The sequence below is a fragment of the Streptomyces camelliae genome (assembly GCF_027625935.1).
Lineage (GTDB): Bacteria > Actinomycetota > Actinomycetes > Streptomycetales > Streptomycetaceae > Streptomyces > Streptomyces camelliae.
In genome coordinates this window covers 2,670,795-2,685,197 of the sequence record NZ_CP115300.1, presented here as the reverse complement: position 1 = coordinate 2,685,197, position 14,403 = coordinate 2,670,795, and the positions used below count along the sequence as shown (strand labels likewise).

Genomic DNA, 14,403 nt, shown 5'->3' with positions numbered 1-14,403 from the left:
AGCGGTGCGCGAACACCCTGGGGTCTGGCCAGTCGTGAAGGGACTGACATGCAGCAAGGTACTGTGCCGTGCGCAGATGACAAGGCCGAGGACACGGAGATCGTTGCTGTCGGCGCATACATGCGCGTCTCCACTGCGGAGCAGAGGGGGAAGTACGGAATTCCGGCCCAGGCGCAGGCCATCCGGGCGTTCGTGGGAGAGCGGTCGTCATGGCGTCTGGCGGGGGCTCGTGAGGACATGGGTGAGTCGGGCTCGACGGACTCGCGCCCTGGTCTGAAGGCACTCCTTGGTGACATCTCCTCGGGGCAGGTGAATCTCGTCCTCGTGCATCGCCTCGACCGTCTGGGGCGAACGGAGGCGGCCATCTGGCGTTGCATCTGGGAGGCGGACCGCCCGGCCATCCGCCGTCGGCCGCCTTCAATTGCCGACCGGACTGTGTACGGCTGACGATTCGGCGGCTCTCGCCCTCCGAGCAGCGTCGGCTGATCGAGTTGGTCGGCGTATGCGTGGACCTCGTGGACCCGGAGTTCCGCTACCGGGAGGGAACGAAGTGCTTGACGATCCGGTGGCATGAGCGCACGGGGACACCTGTCCCTCCGGACCCCACAGACAGCCAGTGGGCCCGTATCGAGGATCTGCTCCGCTCCAGGTGCCGGCCGCATCACTTTCGGTCACCGCTGGATCTGCGAGCAGCACTCACGGGGATGCTGCACCGCCTGCGCACCGGAATCCTCTGGCGCGACCTTCCAGACCGGTTCGGTGCCCCGGAGAGGGTCCGCTTCAGGCAGCGCACGTGGTTGGCGGACGGCGTGTGGCTGGAGATCGTGAAGCTCCTCAACGAGGAGGAGATGGGCACACCGGTGTTGAGCCATGCGGAAGGGCCGGAGCCGGCCATCCGTACGGCACTCGACACTGAACCTCGCCCGAGTCGCCAGGACGGTCCGGTTAACCCGGCGAAAATCTCGTAGCCATACGACGTTCTCGGCGGCCCGGAGGATGATCCTCCGGGCCGCCTTCCATCGAGTGGGTTTCCGGGGAGGGATGTGCTGGCGCAGGGGCCGGTGCCGTAATCTCGGAGCCTGGGGCCCGCCGTTCACGGGACCGGATCCTGATCCACGACTTGGGGTTGCACAGCAGATGACTGCGATTTCTCTCGGCATGCCGTCCGTTCCGACCAAGCTCGCCGAGCGCCGCAAGAGCCGGCAGATCCAGGTCGGAAGCGTGGCGGTCGGCGGAGACGCACCGGTCTCGGTCCAGTCGATGACCACGACCCGTACGTCGGACATCGGCGCCACCCTCCAGCAGATCGCCGAGCTGACCGCGTCCGGCTGCCAGATCGTCCGCGTGGCCTGCCCCACCCAGGACGACGCCGACGCCCTCGCCACCATCGCCAAGAAGTCCCAGATCCCGGTGATCGCGGACATCCACTTCCAGCCCAAGTACGTCTTCGCGGCGATCGAGGCGGGCTGCGCGGCGGTCCGGGTGAACCCCGGCAACATCAAGCAGTTCGACGACAAGGTCAAGGAGATCGCCAAGGCCGCCAAGGACCACGGCACCCCGATCCGCATCGGCGTCAACGCCGGCTCCCTCGACCGGCGCCTGCTCCAGAAGTACGGCAAGGCGACGCCCGAGGCGCTGGTGGAGAGCGCGCTGTGGGAGGCGTCCCTCTTCGAGGAGCACGACTTCCGCGACATCAAGATCTCGGTCAAGCACAACGACCCGGTCGTCATGATCGAGGCGTACAAGCAGCTCGCGGCCCAGTGCGACTACCCCCTCCACCTCGGCGTGACCGAGGCGGGCCCGGCGTTCCAGGGCACGATCAAGTCGGCGGTCGCCTTCGGCGCGCTGCTGTCCCAGGGCATCGGCGACACGATCCGCGTCTCGCTGTCCGCGCCTCCGGTCGAGGAGGTCAAGGTCGGCACCCAGATCCTGGAGTCCCTGAACCTCCGCCAGCGTGGCCTGGAGATCGTCTCCTGCCCGTCCTGCGGACGCGCCCAGGTCGACGTCTACAAGCTGGCCGAAGAGGTCACGGCGGGCCTGACCGGCATGGAGGTCCCGCTGCGCGTCGCCGTCATGGGCTGCGTGGTGAACGGACCCGGCGAGGCCCGCGAGGCCGACCTCGGCGTGGCCTCCGGCAACGGCAAGGGCCAGATCTTCGTCAAGGGCGAGGTCATCAAGACCGTCCCCGAGTCCAAGATCGTCGAGACCCTCATCGAGGAGGCCATGAAGCTGGCCGAGAAGATGCAGGACGAGGGTGTGGAGTCGGGGGAGCCGTCGGTGTCGGTGGCCGGCTGATCTTTCCGGTTCTCGTGAGTCCCGCCACCGCTGGGTGGCGGGACTCAGCCATACCTTCGCCCAGACGGACTTGCCGGGCTGCCGTGGCGTGACGCCCCACTCGTCGGCGAGCGCCTCGACCAGCAGCAGCCCACGGCCGGACTCGCTCTGCGGGATCTGGAGGGCGGGCAGCCGTTCGGTGCGGGTGTCGGAGACCTCCAGGCACAGGGTGGTGTACGACGCGGTGAGCTGAAGGTGGAAGTCCCGCCCGGGCCGGACCGCGTTCGCCACGAGTTCGGCGGCGATCAGGGTGACGGCTTCGTTGACCGGGGGAGTTGTTTTTCGTGTAAGCCCTGATGCTGACGCTTCTTGGGCTTGTTCAGGTGTTACTGGTGATCACGGCTACGGGCACTATTACGGCGAAGGCGGAGTGGGCGATCAGGGTTCGCATTTCAACGCACGGCTATGGGAGAATCCGCAAACTGATAAGGGCCCAGGGACTGCACAACATTACGAGTACCCCGAGCCGGAAGGCTGAGTCGGCATGTCATGGACTTCCCTGTTGCGCAACCCGGAGGGCATCACCTCCGTTTACCAGGGCAACCCGCCGGACCTCGTGGGCGTTCGTCTGTACGAGGCAGTGCTCCGTACAGACGGGCCGACCTTGACGCTGCGCTTGGATCTCGCCCGTTACCCAGAACAGCCTCCGCGTAAGTGGGCGGTGCAGCGTTTCAACACCACACAGGTCGAGATTTCATTCAGCGGTGTCGGAAAGATCGCGCTGGAGGGCTTTGGGACTGATATCAGGGCGGATGTTTCGCTGACCTCTGAGAATGGTGTCACCCTCCATGTGACGTCACCCGAGGCGCGCATTCAGGCCGTCGCTGACACAGTCTTCATCTCAAAGCTGACCGCATACGCCAATGAAGTCTGAATCAATGAAGTCTGAATCCGAAGTTCCAGCGGTGGAACGTGAGGAGCGAAATGGCCTTTCGTAACCATCAGGAGCTGGACGTGACCGTGATCGCGGTGGCCCCTGTGGGAGCGAAGGCCGAAGCCGACGGCGAGGCCGGCTTCATCGACCAGGTGAAGCATCCCTCCGTGTGGGACGAGCCCGTCGCACCACCCCAGGTCGGTGACCGGCTGCACGTCGTCGTGCGGCTGCGGGATGCCGGCACATGAGATCCCCGTGAGGAAGGGCCCCGGGCAGGCGGGGCGGAGGAATCCCGGCTGTTCAGCCCGGAGCACGTCACAATCGCACGAGGTACAGTGCCGGGACCAGCGGAATCCTCAGGGTGAGGCCCCCTACGTGTTGACCCAGACCACCTCACGGGTGCTCGAACCGAGCGACCTCGACGCCGCGCTCGCCGTCCTCGACCGCGAGCCGGTCGCGAACGCCTTCGTGACCTCGCGCGTCCAGGTCGCCGGCCTCGACCCGTGGCGGCTCGGCGGCGAGATGTGGGGCTGGTACGAGGACGGCATGCTCACGTCCCTGTGCTACGCCGGCGCCAACCTGGTCCCCATCTGCGCCACCCCGAGGGCCGTACGGGCCTTCTCCGACCGGGCCCGCAGAGCCGGCCGGCGCTGCTCCTCCATCGTCGGCCCCGCCGGGGCCACCGCCGCACTGTGGCGCCTGCTGGAGCCGCACTGGGGCCCCGCCCGCGAGGTCCGCGCGCACCAGCCCCTCATGGTCACCGACCGCATGCCCGCCGACGTCGCCCCGGACCCCTACGTCCGCCGCGTCCGCAAGGACGAGATGGAGACGATCATGCCGGCGTGCGTGGCGATGTTCACCGAGGAGGTCGGCGTCTCCCCGATGGCGGGGGACGGCGGGCTGCTGTACCAGGCCCGCGTCGCCGAACTCGTGGGCTCCGGCCGCTCGTTCGCCCGCATCGACGAACACGGCAAGGTCGTCTTCAAGGCCGAGATCGGCGCCGCGACCCACCAGGCCTGCCAGATCCAGGGCGTGTGGGTCGCCCCCGAGTACCGGGGGAGGGGGCTCGCGGCACCGGGCATGGCCGCCGTCCTGCGCTATGCGCTCGCCGACGTGGCCCCGGTGGTGAGCCTGTACGTCAACGACTTCAACACGGCGGCGCGACGGACGTACCAGAGGGTCGGCTTCCAGGAGGCCGGCGCCTTCATGAGTGTGCTGTTCTGAACCCCCTGTACCCTCCCCGCATGGACCTCGTGATCGGCCCCCTGGACCTCGCAGCCCATGTCGACGAGGCCCTCGCGGTCCAAGCGGTGGCGTTCGGGCTCGGTCCCGACGAGGTCGCCGTACGCCGGCAGATCGTCCAGCGGCACATGCAGTACCGGGGCGCGCGGGCCCTCGGCGCGAGCGTCGCGGGACGCCTCGTCGGGTTCGTCTACGGCATGCCCAACAGCCGTACCCACTGGTGGTCCACCGTCGTCGAGCCCTACCTGCGCGCGGGCGGCAACGACTTCTGGCTCGACGACTCCTTCGTCATCACCGAGCTCCACGTCCACCCCGATCACCAGAACCGGGGAATCGGACGGCGGCTGATCACCATGATCACCGACTCCGCCGCCGAGCCCCGCTCGATCCTCTCCGCGATCGACACCGACAGCCCCGCCCGGGGCCTGTACTTCTCCCTCGGGTACGTCGACCTCGCCCGCCAGGTCCACTTCCCGAGCGCGCCGAAGCCGTACGCCGTGATGGGCGCCCACCTTCCCCTTCGCAGGCGCTGACCGATTTCCGCCCGCACAGGCGGCCCGGCTAACCTCCATGCCAACACCTTCCCCCACCCTCGGCTTCGCACGGGCGGGGGGGACCCCCATCCGGCAGGAGTACGAGAGCCATGGCGAAAGCACCGGTCCAGCGCATGTCCCAGTTGATGGCGAAGACGCTGCGCGACGACCCGGCGGACGCCGAGGTCCTCAGCCACAAGCTCCTCGTCCGCGCCGGCTACGTCCGCCGCACCGCCGCCGGCATCTGGAGCTGGCTGCCCCTCGGCAAGAAGGTCCTCGCCAACGTCGAGCGGATCGTCCGCGAGGAGATGGACGCCATCGGCGCCCAGGAGGTCTCCCTGCCCGCCCTGCTGCCCAAGGAGCCGTACGAGGCGACCGGCCGCTGGGACGAGTACGGCCAGGAGCTGTTCCGGCTCAAGGACCGCAAGGGCGGTGACTACCTCCTCGGCCCCACCCACGAGGAGATCTTCACCCTCCTGGTCAAGGACCAGTGCACGTCCTACAAGGACCTGCCGGTGATCCTCTACCAGATCCAGACCAAGTTCCGGGACGAGGCCCGCCCCCGCGCCGGCATCCTGCGCGGCCGCGAGTTCCTGATGAAGGACTCGTACTCCTTCGACCTGGAGGACGAAGGCCTCGCCAAGTCCTACGCCCTGCACCGCGAGGCCTACCAGCGCGTCTTCCGGCGCCTGGGCCTGGACTACCGCATCTGCGCGGCCACCGCCGGCGCCATGGGCGGCTCCAAGTCCGAGGAGTTCCTCGCCCCGGCCGAGGCCGGCGAGGACACCTTCGCCGACTGCCCGAACTGCGACTTCGCCGCCAACACCGAGGCGATCACCTACGCCCTCAAGCCGGTCGACGGCTCGGCCGTGCCCGCGCTGGAGGAGATCCCCACCCCGGACACCCCGACCATCGAGACCCTGGCCGCCTCCCTCGGCGTCCCCGCCTCCGCCACCCTGAAGAACCTGCTGGTCAAGGTGGACGGCGAGATCGTCGCCGTCGGCGTGCCCGGGGACCGCGAGGTCGACATGGGCAAGGTCGAGGCGCACTTCGCCCCGGCCGTCGTCGAGATGGTCACCGAGGCCGACTTCGCCGGCCGCCCCGACCTGGTCCGCGGCTACGTCGGCCCGCAGGGCCTCGGCGAGAAGGTCACGTACATCGCCGACCCGCGCGTGGCCCCCGGCACCGCCTGGATCACCGGCGCCAACAAGGAGCACACGCACGCCAGGAACGTCGTCGCCGGCCGTGACTTCGAGGTCGACGCGTACGTGGACGTCGTCGTCGTGCAGGACGGCGACCCCTGCCCGCAGTGCGGCACCGGCCTGAAGCTGGACCGCGCCATCGAGATCGGCCACATCTTCCAGCTGGGCCGCAAGTACGCCGACGCCCTCAAGCTCGACGTCCTCGGCCAGAACGGCAAGCCCGTCCGCGTCACCATGGGCTCCTACGGCATCGGCGTCTCCCGCGCCGTCGCCGCGCTCGCCGAGCAGAACGCCGACGACAAGGGCCTGGTGTGGGCCAAGGAGGTCGCCCCGGCCGACGTGCACGTCGTCGCCGCCGGCAAGGCCCTGCAGACCGAGCTGGCCCTCGACGTCGCCGAGAAGCTGTCCGCCGCGGGCGTCCGCGTCCTGGTCGACGACCGGGCCGGCGTCTCCCCGGGCGTGAAGTTCACCGACGCCGAGCTGATCGGCGTCCCGCAGATCCTGGTCGCCGGCCGCCGTTCCGGCGAGGGCGTCGTGGAACTGAAGGACCGCAGGACCGGCGAGCGTGAGGAGCTGTCGGTGGAGGACGCGATCGCCCGCCTGACGGCCGAGTAGGCCTCGGCGGAAGAAGCCCCCTGAGACCCGTGGAGGTCCCAGGGGGCTTCTCCTTCACTCCTCACAGCCACCCGGCGAACTCCAGCAGAAGTTCCGCATCCTTCTCACGGCCGACCCTTCGTGCCCGCACACCGGACTCCACCGCCCGGAAGAGGGTCCACCCCCGCAACCGGTCCTGATCGACCTCCAGCGACTCCGACAGCCGCTTGATCCGCCGTCGGACGGCACTCGCGCCGGACGGCGTCGCGATCAGGTCCTCCACCCGGTCCCGCACCAGCCGCGCCAGATCGAAGGCGCACTCGCCGACCACGGGATCCGGACCCACCGCCAGCCACGGCATCCGCTCCCCGGACAGCACCTTGCTCTGCCGGAACGTGCCGTGCAGCAACCGGTGCTCAGGCGGCGCGGCCAGCAGCTCCTCGCGGGCCGCGAGCGCCGCGTCGACCAGCGGCGCCGCCTCCGGGTCGGCCTCCGCGCCCGCCCGCATCGCCGCCGCCTGCCGCCCGGTGCGCTCGGCGACCGTCTCGAAGACATGCCCCGCCGGCGGCTCGACCCACAGCCGGCGCAGCGTCCCCGCCGCCTCCAGCAGCGCCTTCGCCTCCGGCAGCGACCGCACCGACACATCCGGGTGCAGCCGCTCCAGCAGCAGCACGCCCTCCTCGCCCCCGGCCTCCAGCAGCTGTACGGCGCCCAGACCACCCCAGTGCGCCAGCGCCGCCCGCTCACTTTCCGGGCGGGCCCGGGGCGGGGCCAGCTTCAGCACGGCCGGGGTGCCGTCCGCCCGCCGCACCAGCAGCACCAGGCTGCTGCGACCGCCCGGCAACTGCACCCGCTCCACGGTCAACTCCAGCCCGGCGACGGTCCGTTCGGCGGTTGCGGGCAGCTCCGCCAGCCAGCCGTCGCCGTCCGGTGCCGTCTCACCGAGCGCCCGGATCAGGCGGGGCGGCGGTTCGAAAGCCATGCGCGAGCGTTTCCTTCCAGTCCGGGTCGTGCCGTAGGGGGCGGGTCAGGGTGTCGTCGAGGCGGAGGCCGACGGCGCCGTACCGGCCGCACCCGTCCCGGTCGTCCCCCCGTTCTCAGCGGCCCGCTCGGCGAGCCCAGGGAAGGTTACGCTCTCCCCGCTCCAGCGCACCGCGCGCACCGCGGCCTCCCGCAGCGCCCCGGCGGCCGAGCCGCGCCGCGCGCCCGTCGCCGCCCGCACCAGGTCCGCGTACACCCCGGCCAGCCGCTCCTCCAGCCGCGCGGCGAGCCGTACCGCGGCCGCCGAGTCCGGCACCGGGAACGGCAGCGCGTACGCGGCGTCCGCAGCGACCGGCTCGCCGCCCAGATCGCGCACCTCACGCACCAGCGCGTCCCGGCGGGCCCGGTGGGCGTCCCATGCCGCCCGCGCCTCGCTCCGGCGCGCCGCGGCGATCCGCCCGCCGACGACGCCGTACCCGTACACGGCCGCGTGCTCGGCCGCCAGCGCCGCCTGCAACGCGGTCAGCTCGGCCTTCTTCGCCTCGTCACTCACTTGGCCCCCTCGGTCAGCAGATACGCGTGCGCGGCCCCGGCCGCCGCCACCGACGCCAGCAGCCGCGCCAGCTCGCCCGGCACGTCCAGCAGGGCCTTGGCCCGCTGATCGGCGAGGGTGCGCTCGGCGCCGGCCAGTGCGGCGAGGGCGGCCTTCCCGGTGGCCGGCACGGCCGGCGCGGGGGAGGGGGAGGCCGAGGACTTCGCGGGGGCGGGCGTGGGCGCCGTACCGTCCGTGAACGCCTGCACGTGCGCCGCCACCTGGGCCCGCAGCGGCCGCAGCCGCTCCGCGAGCCCCGGATACGCGGCGAGCACGGCGTCGTACCGCGCCAGCAGCCCCGCACTGTCCCGCGCCGCACGCGCGCGTGCCCGCGAGAGCACCGAGGAGCTCCCGTCGCCGCCGGAGTCCGGACCACTCGTGCAGCCCGTCAGCAGGGCGGCCCCGGCGGCCGAGGCGAGCAGGGATCTTCTGCGCGGCCCCGAGGGGGCACGCAAAGGTGAGGGGTACGGCACGGCTGACGTCCTCGGGGGCCTCGTACGAACACACGGACAGGAAGGTGATCCGCCGTGATCACGGTACCCGCGCACCCCCGCGCCTGATGTCACCGGCTCAGTGGACCCGCCCAAGGGGCGCGGGCTGTATCGATATGCGGCTCCGCCGCGTGGGCGCGAACAGCCCCCACAACCCCACAACCCGCACCCGCTCGAAAACCCCAGCCCACCGAGCTCGAAGGCGCACCGGCCCCCCGCCGGAGGCAGCACGCATCACTCCCCGCGACCGGATACCCTTTGACCAGACACGCGACCCATCCCACAACAGCACACGCGGCCGAGGAGTCACCCGGATGAGCACCACCCAGAGCGAGAGGCTGCGAGAGCTGCTGGAACCGCTCGTCACCTCCCAGGGGCTGGATCTCGAAGAGATCGCCGTGGACTCCGTCGGACGCAAGCGGGTGCTGCGTGTGGTCGTCGACTCCGACACCGGAGCCGATCTGGACGCCATCGCCGATGTGAGCCGTGCGCTCTCGGCGAAGCTCGACGAGACCGACGCGATGGGCGACGCGGCGTACGACCTGGAGGTCGGCACCCCCGGCGCGGAGCGCCTCCTCACCGAGCAGCGGCACTTCGTGCGCGCCACGGACCGGCTCGTGAAGTTCCAGCTGACCGAGGGCGGCGAGCTGGTCGCCCGGATCCTGGACGTCGACGACGAGGGCGTGGACCTGGAGGTCCCCGGGGCGAAGGGCCGCAAGGCCACCACCCGCCGCCTCGCCTTCCCGGAGATCGCCAAGGCGCGCGTGCAGGTCGAGTTCAGCCGCAAAGACAAGACGGACAAGAAAGACATGAAGGAAGAGGAGGAGGCGTAGCCGTGGACATCGACATGAGCGCCCTGCGGGGCTTGGTCAGGGAGAAGGAGATCTCCTTCGACCTGCTGGTCGAGGCGATCGAGTCGGCCCTCCTCATCGCCTACCACCGCACCGAGGGAAGCCGCCGACACGCGCGCGTGGAGCTCAACCGGGAGACCGGGCATGTGACCGTGTGGGCGAAGGAGGACCCCGAGGACCTGGAGGAGGGGCAGGAGGCGCGCGAGTTCGACGACACCCCGTCGGGCTTCGGACGCATCGCCGCCACCACCGCCAAGCAGGTGATCCTGCAGCGCCTGCGCGACGCCGAGGACGACGCCACGCTCGGTGAGTACGCGGGCCGCGAGGGCGACATCGTCACCGGCGTGGTCCAGCAGGGCCGCGACCCGAAGAACGTGCTGGTCGACATCGGCAAGCTGGAGGCCATCCTGCCGGTGCAGGAGCAGGTGCCCGGCGAGACCTACCCGCACGGCATGCGCCTGCGGTCGTACGTCGTTCGCGTGGCGAAGGGCGTGCGCGGCCCCTCGGTGACCCTGTCCCGGACGCACCCCAACCTGGTGAAGAAGCTCTTCGCCCTGGAGGTGCCGGAGATCGCCGACGGGTCGGTCGAGATCGCGGCGATCGCCCGCGAGGCCGGCCACCGCACCAAGATCGCCGTACGGTCCACCCGTTCGGGTCTGAACGCCAAGGGCGCCTGCATCGGCCCGATGGGCGGCCGGGTGCGCAACGTGATGGGCGAGCTGAACGGCGAGAAGATCGACATCGTCGACTGGTCGGACGACCCGGCGGAGATGGTGGCGAACGCCCTGTCACCCGCTCGGGTGAGCAAGGTGGAGGTCGTCGACCTCGCCTCCCGCTCCGCCCGGGTGACCGTGCCGGACTACCAGCTGTCGCTGGCGATCGGCAAGGAGGGGCAGAACGCCCGCCTCGCCGCCCGCCTCACCGGCTGGCGCATCGACATCCGGCCCGACACCGAGCAGGCCGGGGAGTAGGCGGGGAATAAATCCCAGCCGCAGGCCGCTGAGATCACGACAACAGCCGTTCGATCTTTGCCCCAAAGGGGTGAGGTCGGTACGGGGAGGTAGACTTGACTGTGTCTGGCCGGACGCACACCGGAGTCTGCCCTGAACGCACCTGTGTGGGGTGCCGGGAGCGGGCGGCCAAGGACGATCTCCTGCGGATCGTGAGGATCGAGGACGCATGCGCCCCCGATCCTCGCGGTACGCTGCCCGGCCGGGGTGCCTATGTACACCCCGCCCTGGTCTGTCTCGACCAGGCGGTTCGCCGCCGGGCGTTCCCGCGGGCACTGCGCGCCCCGGGGCCGCTCGACACAAAGGCGTTGCGTCGATACGTCGAGCAGACAACAGTTGCCGAGGAGGCAACACCGTAAGACGTGCCGTGCGGAACCCCCCGTGCGGCCTGGTACCTCGCGAGTCGAAAGCAGGTCGAGATTGCGATGAGCACTCGATGAGTACGCGATGAGTACGCCCATGAACTAGCGACGGTCCGGCTTCAACCCGGACCTCAAAGGAGCGAAGTGGCTAAGGTCCGGGTCTACGAACTCGCCAAGGAGTTCGGCGTTGAGAGCAAGGTCGTCATGGCCAAGCTCCAGGAACTCGGTGAATTCGTCCGTTCGGCGTCTTCGACGATCGAAGCGCCGGTTGTACGCAAGCTGACCGACGCCTTCCAGGGCGGTGGCAACGGCAAGTCCGCCGGCAAGCCCGCCCCGCGCAAGGCTGCCCCCAAGCCCGCCGCGCCCTCTCCGGTGCAGGCGGCACGTCCTGCTGCCCCGAGGCCGGCAGCCCCCAAGCCTCCGACGGCGCCCGCTGCCCAGCAGCCGGTCACCCCGTCGGCTCCCGCCCCGGCCGCGCCGGCTCCCGGCCCGCGTCCGGTGCCGGGTCCCAAGCCCGCGCCGCGTCCGGCGCCGGCCGCCCCGGAGTTCACCGCTCCGCCGGCCGCCCCGGCCGCTCAGACCCCGCAGGCCCCGGCCGCGCAGGGTCCGCGTCCCGGCGCCCGTCCGGGTGCCCCGAAGCCCGGTGGCGCCCGTCCGGGTGCGCCCGGCCAGGGCCAGGCCCGTCCGGGTCAGGGTGCCTCGCGTCCCGGTGGTCAGGCCCCGCGTCCGGGTGCCCGTCCGGCCGGTCCGCGTCCGGGTAACAACCCCTTCACCTCCGGTGGCTCCACCGGCATGGCCCGCCCGCAGGCCCCGCGCCCGCAGGGTGGCCCCCGTCCTGGCGGCCACGGCGGTCCCGGTGCCCCCGGCGCCGGTCCCCGTCCGCAGGCGCCCGGTCAGCAGGGCGGCGGTCCGCGTCCGCAGGCTCCGGGCGGTGCCCGTCCGTCGCCGGCCGGTATGCCCCGTCCGCAGGGCGGCCCGCGTCCCGGCCCGGCCGGTCCGCGTCCGAACCCCGGCATGATGCCGCAGCGTCCCGCTGCCGGCCCGCGTCCCGGTGGCGGTGGTCCCGGTGGCCGCGGTCCCGGTGCCGGCGGTCGTCCCGGTGGCGGCGGCGGTCGTCCGGGTGGCGGCGGCTTCGCTCGTCCCGGTGGCGGCGGTGGCGGCTTCGCCGGTCGTCCCGGTGGTCCCGGTGCCGGTGCCGGCGGTGGCTTCGCCGGTCGTCCCGGTGGTGGTCCCGGCGGTGGCGGCGGTGGCCGTCCCGGCTTCGGCGGCCGTCCCGGCGGTCCCGGTGGCCGCGGTGGCACGCAGGGCGCCTTCGGCCGTCCCGGCGGTCCGGCCCGTCGTGGCCGCAAGTCGAAGCGGCAGCGGCGCCAGGAGTACGAGGCCATGCAGGCCCCGAGCGTCGGCGGCGTGATGCTGCCGCGCGGCAACGGCGAGACCATCCGTCTCTCCCGCGGCGCGTCGCTCACCGACTTCGCGGAGAAGATCAACGCCAACCCGGCGTCGCTCGTCGCGGTCATGATGAACCTCGGCGAGATGGTCACCGCCACGCAGTCCGTCTCCGACGAGACCCTGCAGCTCCTCGCCGACGAGATGAACTACGCGGTTCAGATCGTCAGCCCCGAGGAGGAGGACCGCGAGCTCCTGGAGTCCTTCGACATCGAGTTCGGCGAGGACGAGGGCGACGAGGAGGACCTGGTGGTCCGTCCGCCGGTCGTCACCGTCATGGGTCACGTCGACCACGGCAAGACCCGCCTGCTCGACGCCATCCGCAAGACGAACGTCATCGCGGGCGAGGCCGGCGGCATCACCCAGCACATCGGTGCCTACCAGGTCTCGACCGAGGTCAACGACGAAGAGCGCAAGATCACCTTCATCGACACCCCGGGTCACGAGGCGTTCACCGCCATGCGTGCGCGTGGTGCGAAGTCGACCGACATCGCGATCCTGGTCGTCGCGGCCAACGACGGCGTCATGCCGCAGACGGTCGAGGCGCTCAACCACGCCAAGGCGGCCGACGTCCCGATCGTCGTCGCGGTCAACAAGATCGACGTCGAGGGTGCCGACCCGACCAAGGTGCGCGGTCAGCTGACCGAGTACGGCCTGGTGGCCGAGGAGTACGGCGGCGACACGATGTTCGTCGACATCTCCGCCAAGCAGGGTCTGCACATCGACTCGCTGCTGGAGGCCGTGGTCCTCACCGCCGACGCCTCGCTCGACCTGCGGGCCAACCCGGCCCAGGACGCGCAGGGCATCTCGATCGAGTCCCGTCTCGACCGCGGCCGCGGTGCCGTGGCGACGGTCCTCGTCCAGCGAGGCACCCTGCGGGTCGGCGACACGATGGTCGTGGGCGACGCCTACGGTCGCGTCCGCGCCATGCTCGACGACAACGGCAACAACGTCGCCGAGGCCGGCCCCTCGACGCCGGTCCAGGTCCTCGGCCTGACCAACGTCCCGGGTGCGGGCGACAACTTCCTCGTGGTCGAGGAGGACCGTACGGCCCGCCAGATCGCGGAGAAGCGCGCCGCTCGTGAGCGCAACGCCGCGTTCGCCAAGCGCACGCGCCGCGTGTCGCTGGAGGACCTGGACAAGGTGCTCAAGGCCGGCGAGGTCCAGCAGCTGAACCTGATCATCAAGGGTGACGCTTCTGGTTCGGTCGAGGCGCTTGAGTCCTCCCTGCTCCAGCTGGACGTCGGCGAAGAGGTCGACATCCGCGTCCTGCACCGCGGTGTCGGTGCGGTCACGGAGTCGGACATCGACCTGGCGATGGGCTCCGACGCCATCGTGATCGGCTTCAACGTCCGCGCGGCCGGCCGCGCGGCGCAGATGGCCGAGCGCGAGGGCGTGGACGTCCGGTACTACTCGGTCATCTACCAGGCGATCGAGGAGATCGAGGCGGCCCTCAAGGGCATGCTCAAGCCGGAGTACGAAGAGGTCGAGCTCGGTACGGCGGAGATCCGCGAGGTCTTCAAGTCGTCCAAGCTGGGCAACATCGCCGGTGTCCTCATCCGGTCGGGCGAGGTCAAGCGCAACACCAAGGCGCGCCTCATCCGCGACGGCAAGGTGGTCGCGGAGAACCTCAACATCGAGGGCCTGCGTCGCTTCAAGGACGACGTCACCGAGATCCGCGAAGGCTTCGAGGGCGGTATCAACCTCGGAAACTACAACGACATCAAGGTCGACGACGTCATCGCGACGTACGAGATGCGGGAGAAGCCGCGGGCGTAACGGCCCACGGTTCGCGCTGGCCGGCGGAACGCTGTTCCGCCGGCCAGCGCCCCGTTCCGCGCAGCCAAGGGTGCCGCGTAAACCCTGTCGAGCCACCGGCGGGTACGCGGTA

General features: G+C 70.9%; 16 protein-coding genes and 1 pseudogene. 13 read left to right on the top strand and 4 right to left on the bottom strand.

Going from position 1 to position 14,403, the window contains the following annotated elements; all coding sequences use genetic code 11:
- The first annotated feature begins 48 nt into the window (after positions 1–48).
- The 3 genes from O1G22_RS12050 to ispG all read left to right on the top strand — a co-directional run bounded on the left by O1G22_RS12050 (position 49) and on the right by ispG (position 2,295).
- The gene (locus tag O1G22_RS12050; protein WP_270081362.1) at positions 49–447 is read left to right on the top strand and encodes a recombinase family protein; all 399 of its coding nucleotides are present in this window, start codon (positions 49–51) and stop codon (positions 445–447) included.
- Positions 448–506: 59 nt separating this feature from the next.
- Positions 507–968: a transposase gene (locus O1G22_RS12045; protein WP_333492227.1), complete on the top strand. Its 462-nt coding sequence runs from the start codon at positions 507–509 to the stop codon at positions 966–968.
- Between the two features lie 169 nt (positions 969–1,137).
- The gene (gene ispG / locus O1G22_RS12040) at positions 1,138–2,295 is read left to right on the top strand and encodes a flavodoxin-dependent (E)-4-hydroxy-3-methylbut-2-enyl-diphosphate synthase (RefSeq protein WP_270081361.1); all 1,158 of its coding nucleotides are present in this window, start codon (positions 1,138–1,140) and stop codon (positions 2,293–2,295) included.
- Positions 2,296–2,364: 69 nt separating this feature from the next.
- Here ispG and O1G22_RS44860 read toward each other — a convergent pair.
- Positions 2,365–2,586: pseudogene (locus O1G22_RS44860) on the bottom strand (ATP-binding protein); the annotation flags it as partial.
- Between O1G22_RS44860 and O1G22_RS44855 the strand changes: the two are divergent.
- From O1G22_RS44855 to O1G22_RS12010, 6 genes are all read left to right on the top strand, one after another.
- Positions 2,585–2,812, top strand: a complete 228-nt coding sequence (locus O1G22_RS44855; RefSeq protein ID WP_428986349.1) for an HNH/endonuclease VII fold putative polymorphic toxin — start codon at positions 2,585–2,587, stop codon at positions 2,810–2,812. The pseudogene O1G22_RS44860 and the gene O1G22_RS44855 sit on opposite strands and share 2 nt — an antisense overlap.
- Before the next feature lie 6 nt (positions 2,813–2,818).
- A complete protein-coding gene (locus tag O1G22_RS12030) occupies positions 2,819–3,208 on the top strand; it encodes an Imm50 family immunity protein (protein WP_270081360.1) in 390 nt (129 codons plus the stop codon).
- Positions 3,209–3,258: 50 nt separating this feature from the next.
- The gene (locus tag O1G22_RS12025) at positions 3,259–3,456 is read left to right on the top strand and encodes a hypothetical protein (protein WP_270081359.1); all 198 of its coding nucleotides are present in this window, start codon (positions 3,259–3,261) and stop codon (positions 3,454–3,456) included.
- A 127-nt stretch (positions 3,457–3,583) separates the two neighbouring features.
- A complete protein-coding gene (locus tag O1G22_RS12020) occupies positions 3,584–4,432 on the top strand; it encodes a GNAT family N-acetyltransferase (protein ID WP_270081358.1) in 849 nt (282 codons plus the stop codon).
- A gap of 20 nt (positions 4,433–4,452) precedes the next feature.
- Positions 4,453–4,983, top strand: coding sequence for a GNAT family N-acetyltransferase (locus tag O1G22_RS12015; RefSeq protein WP_270081357.1), 531 nt, complete (start codon positions 4,453–4,455; stop codon positions 4,981–4,983).
- Between the two features lie 110 nt (positions 4,984–5,093).
- Complete coding sequence (locus O1G22_RS12010; protein WP_270081356.1) at positions 5,094–6,800, top strand: proline--tRNA ligase; 1,707 nt, start codon at positions 5,094–5,096, stop codon at positions 6,798–6,800.
- A gap of 61 nt (positions 6,801–6,861) precedes the next feature.
- Here O1G22_RS12010 and O1G22_RS12005 read toward each other — a convergent pair whose 3' ends face one another.
- Genes O1G22_RS12005 through O1G22_RS11995 form a run of 3 tightly spaced genes read right to left on the bottom strand, consistent with a single transcriptional unit; the run spans position 6,862 to position 8,825 of the window.
- Positions 6,862–7,761, bottom strand: coding sequence for an aminoglycoside phosphotransferase family protein (locus tag O1G22_RS12005; RefSeq protein ID WP_270081355.1), 900 nt, complete (start codon positions 7,759–7,761; stop codon positions 6,862–6,864).
- Positions 7,762–7,806: 45 nt separating this feature from the next.
- A complete protein-coding gene (locus O1G22_RS12000; RefSeq protein WP_270081354.1) occupies positions 7,807–8,313 on the bottom strand; it encodes a ferritin-like domain-containing protein in 507 nt (168 codons plus the stop codon).
- Entirely contained in the window at positions 8,310–8,825 is a 516-nt protein-coding gene (locus O1G22_RS11995) for a hypothetical protein (protein ID WP_270081353.1), read from the bottom strand. Before O1G22_RS11995 ends, O1G22_RS12000 begins: the two co-directional genes overlap by 4 nt.
- A gap of 332 nt (positions 8,826–9,157) precedes the next feature.
- Here O1G22_RS11995 and rimP point away from each other — a divergent pair, with 332 nt between their 5' ends.
- From rimP to infB, 4 genes are all read left to right on the top strand, one after another.
- On the top strand, positions 9,158–9,676 hold the full coding sequence (gene rimP / locus O1G22_RS11990; RefSeq protein WP_270081352.1) for a ribosome maturation factor RimP: 519 nt from the start codon (positions 9,158–9,160) through the stop codon (positions 9,674–9,676).
- A gap of 2 nt (positions 9,677–9,678) precedes the next feature.
- Positions 9,679–10,665 (top strand): transcription termination factor NusA, encoded by a 987-nt coding sequence (gene nusA, locus O1G22_RS11985; protein WP_270081351.1) that lies wholly within the window; start codon positions 9,679–9,681, stop codon positions 10,663–10,665.
- 101 nt (positions 10,666–10,766) lie between these two features.
- Positions 10,767–11,063: a YlxR family protein gene (locus O1G22_RS11980; protein ID WP_270086397.1), complete on the top strand. Its 297-nt coding sequence runs from the start codon at positions 10,767–10,769 to the stop codon at positions 11,061–11,063.
- Positions 11,064–11,210: 147 nt separating this feature from the next.
- Entirely contained in the window at positions 11,211–14,291 is a 3,081-nt protein-coding gene (gene infB, locus O1G22_RS11975) for a translation initiation factor IF-2 (RefSeq protein WP_270081350.1), read from the top strand.
- Positions 14,292–14,403 lie beyond the last annotated feature (112 nt).

Coding starts and splice junctions, on each gene's coding strand:
- O1G22_RS12050 (WP_270081362.1), top strand. CDS start 49: ATGCAGCAAGGTACTGTGCCGTGCGCAGATGACAAGGCCGAGGACACG.
- ispG (WP_270081361.1), top strand. CDS start 1,138: ATGACTGCGATTTCTCTCGGCATGCCGTCCGTTCCGACCAAGCTCGCC.
- O1G22_RS12030 (WP_270081360.1), top strand. CDS start 2,819: ATGTCATGGACTTCCCTGTTGCGCAACCCGGAGGGCATCACCTCCGTT.
- O1G22_RS12025 (WP_270081359.1), top strand. CDS start 3,259: ATGGCCTTTCGTAACCATCAGGAGCTGGACGTGACCGTGATCGCGGTG.
- O1G22_RS12015 (WP_270081357.1), top strand. CDS start 4,453: ATGGACCTCGTGATCGGCCCCCTGGACCTCGCAGCCCATGTCGACGAG.
- O1G22_RS12010 (WP_270081356.1), top strand. CDS start 5,094: ATGGCGAAAGCACCGGTCCAGCGCATGTCCCAGTTGATGGCGAAGACG.
- O1G22_RS12005 (WP_270081355.1), bottom strand. CDS start 7,761: ATGGCTTTCGAACCGCCGCCCCGCCTGATCCGGGCGCTCGGTGAGACG.
- rimP (WP_270081352.1), top strand. CDS start 9,158: ATGAGCACCACCCAGAGCGAGAGGCTGCGAGAGCTGCTGGAACCGCTC.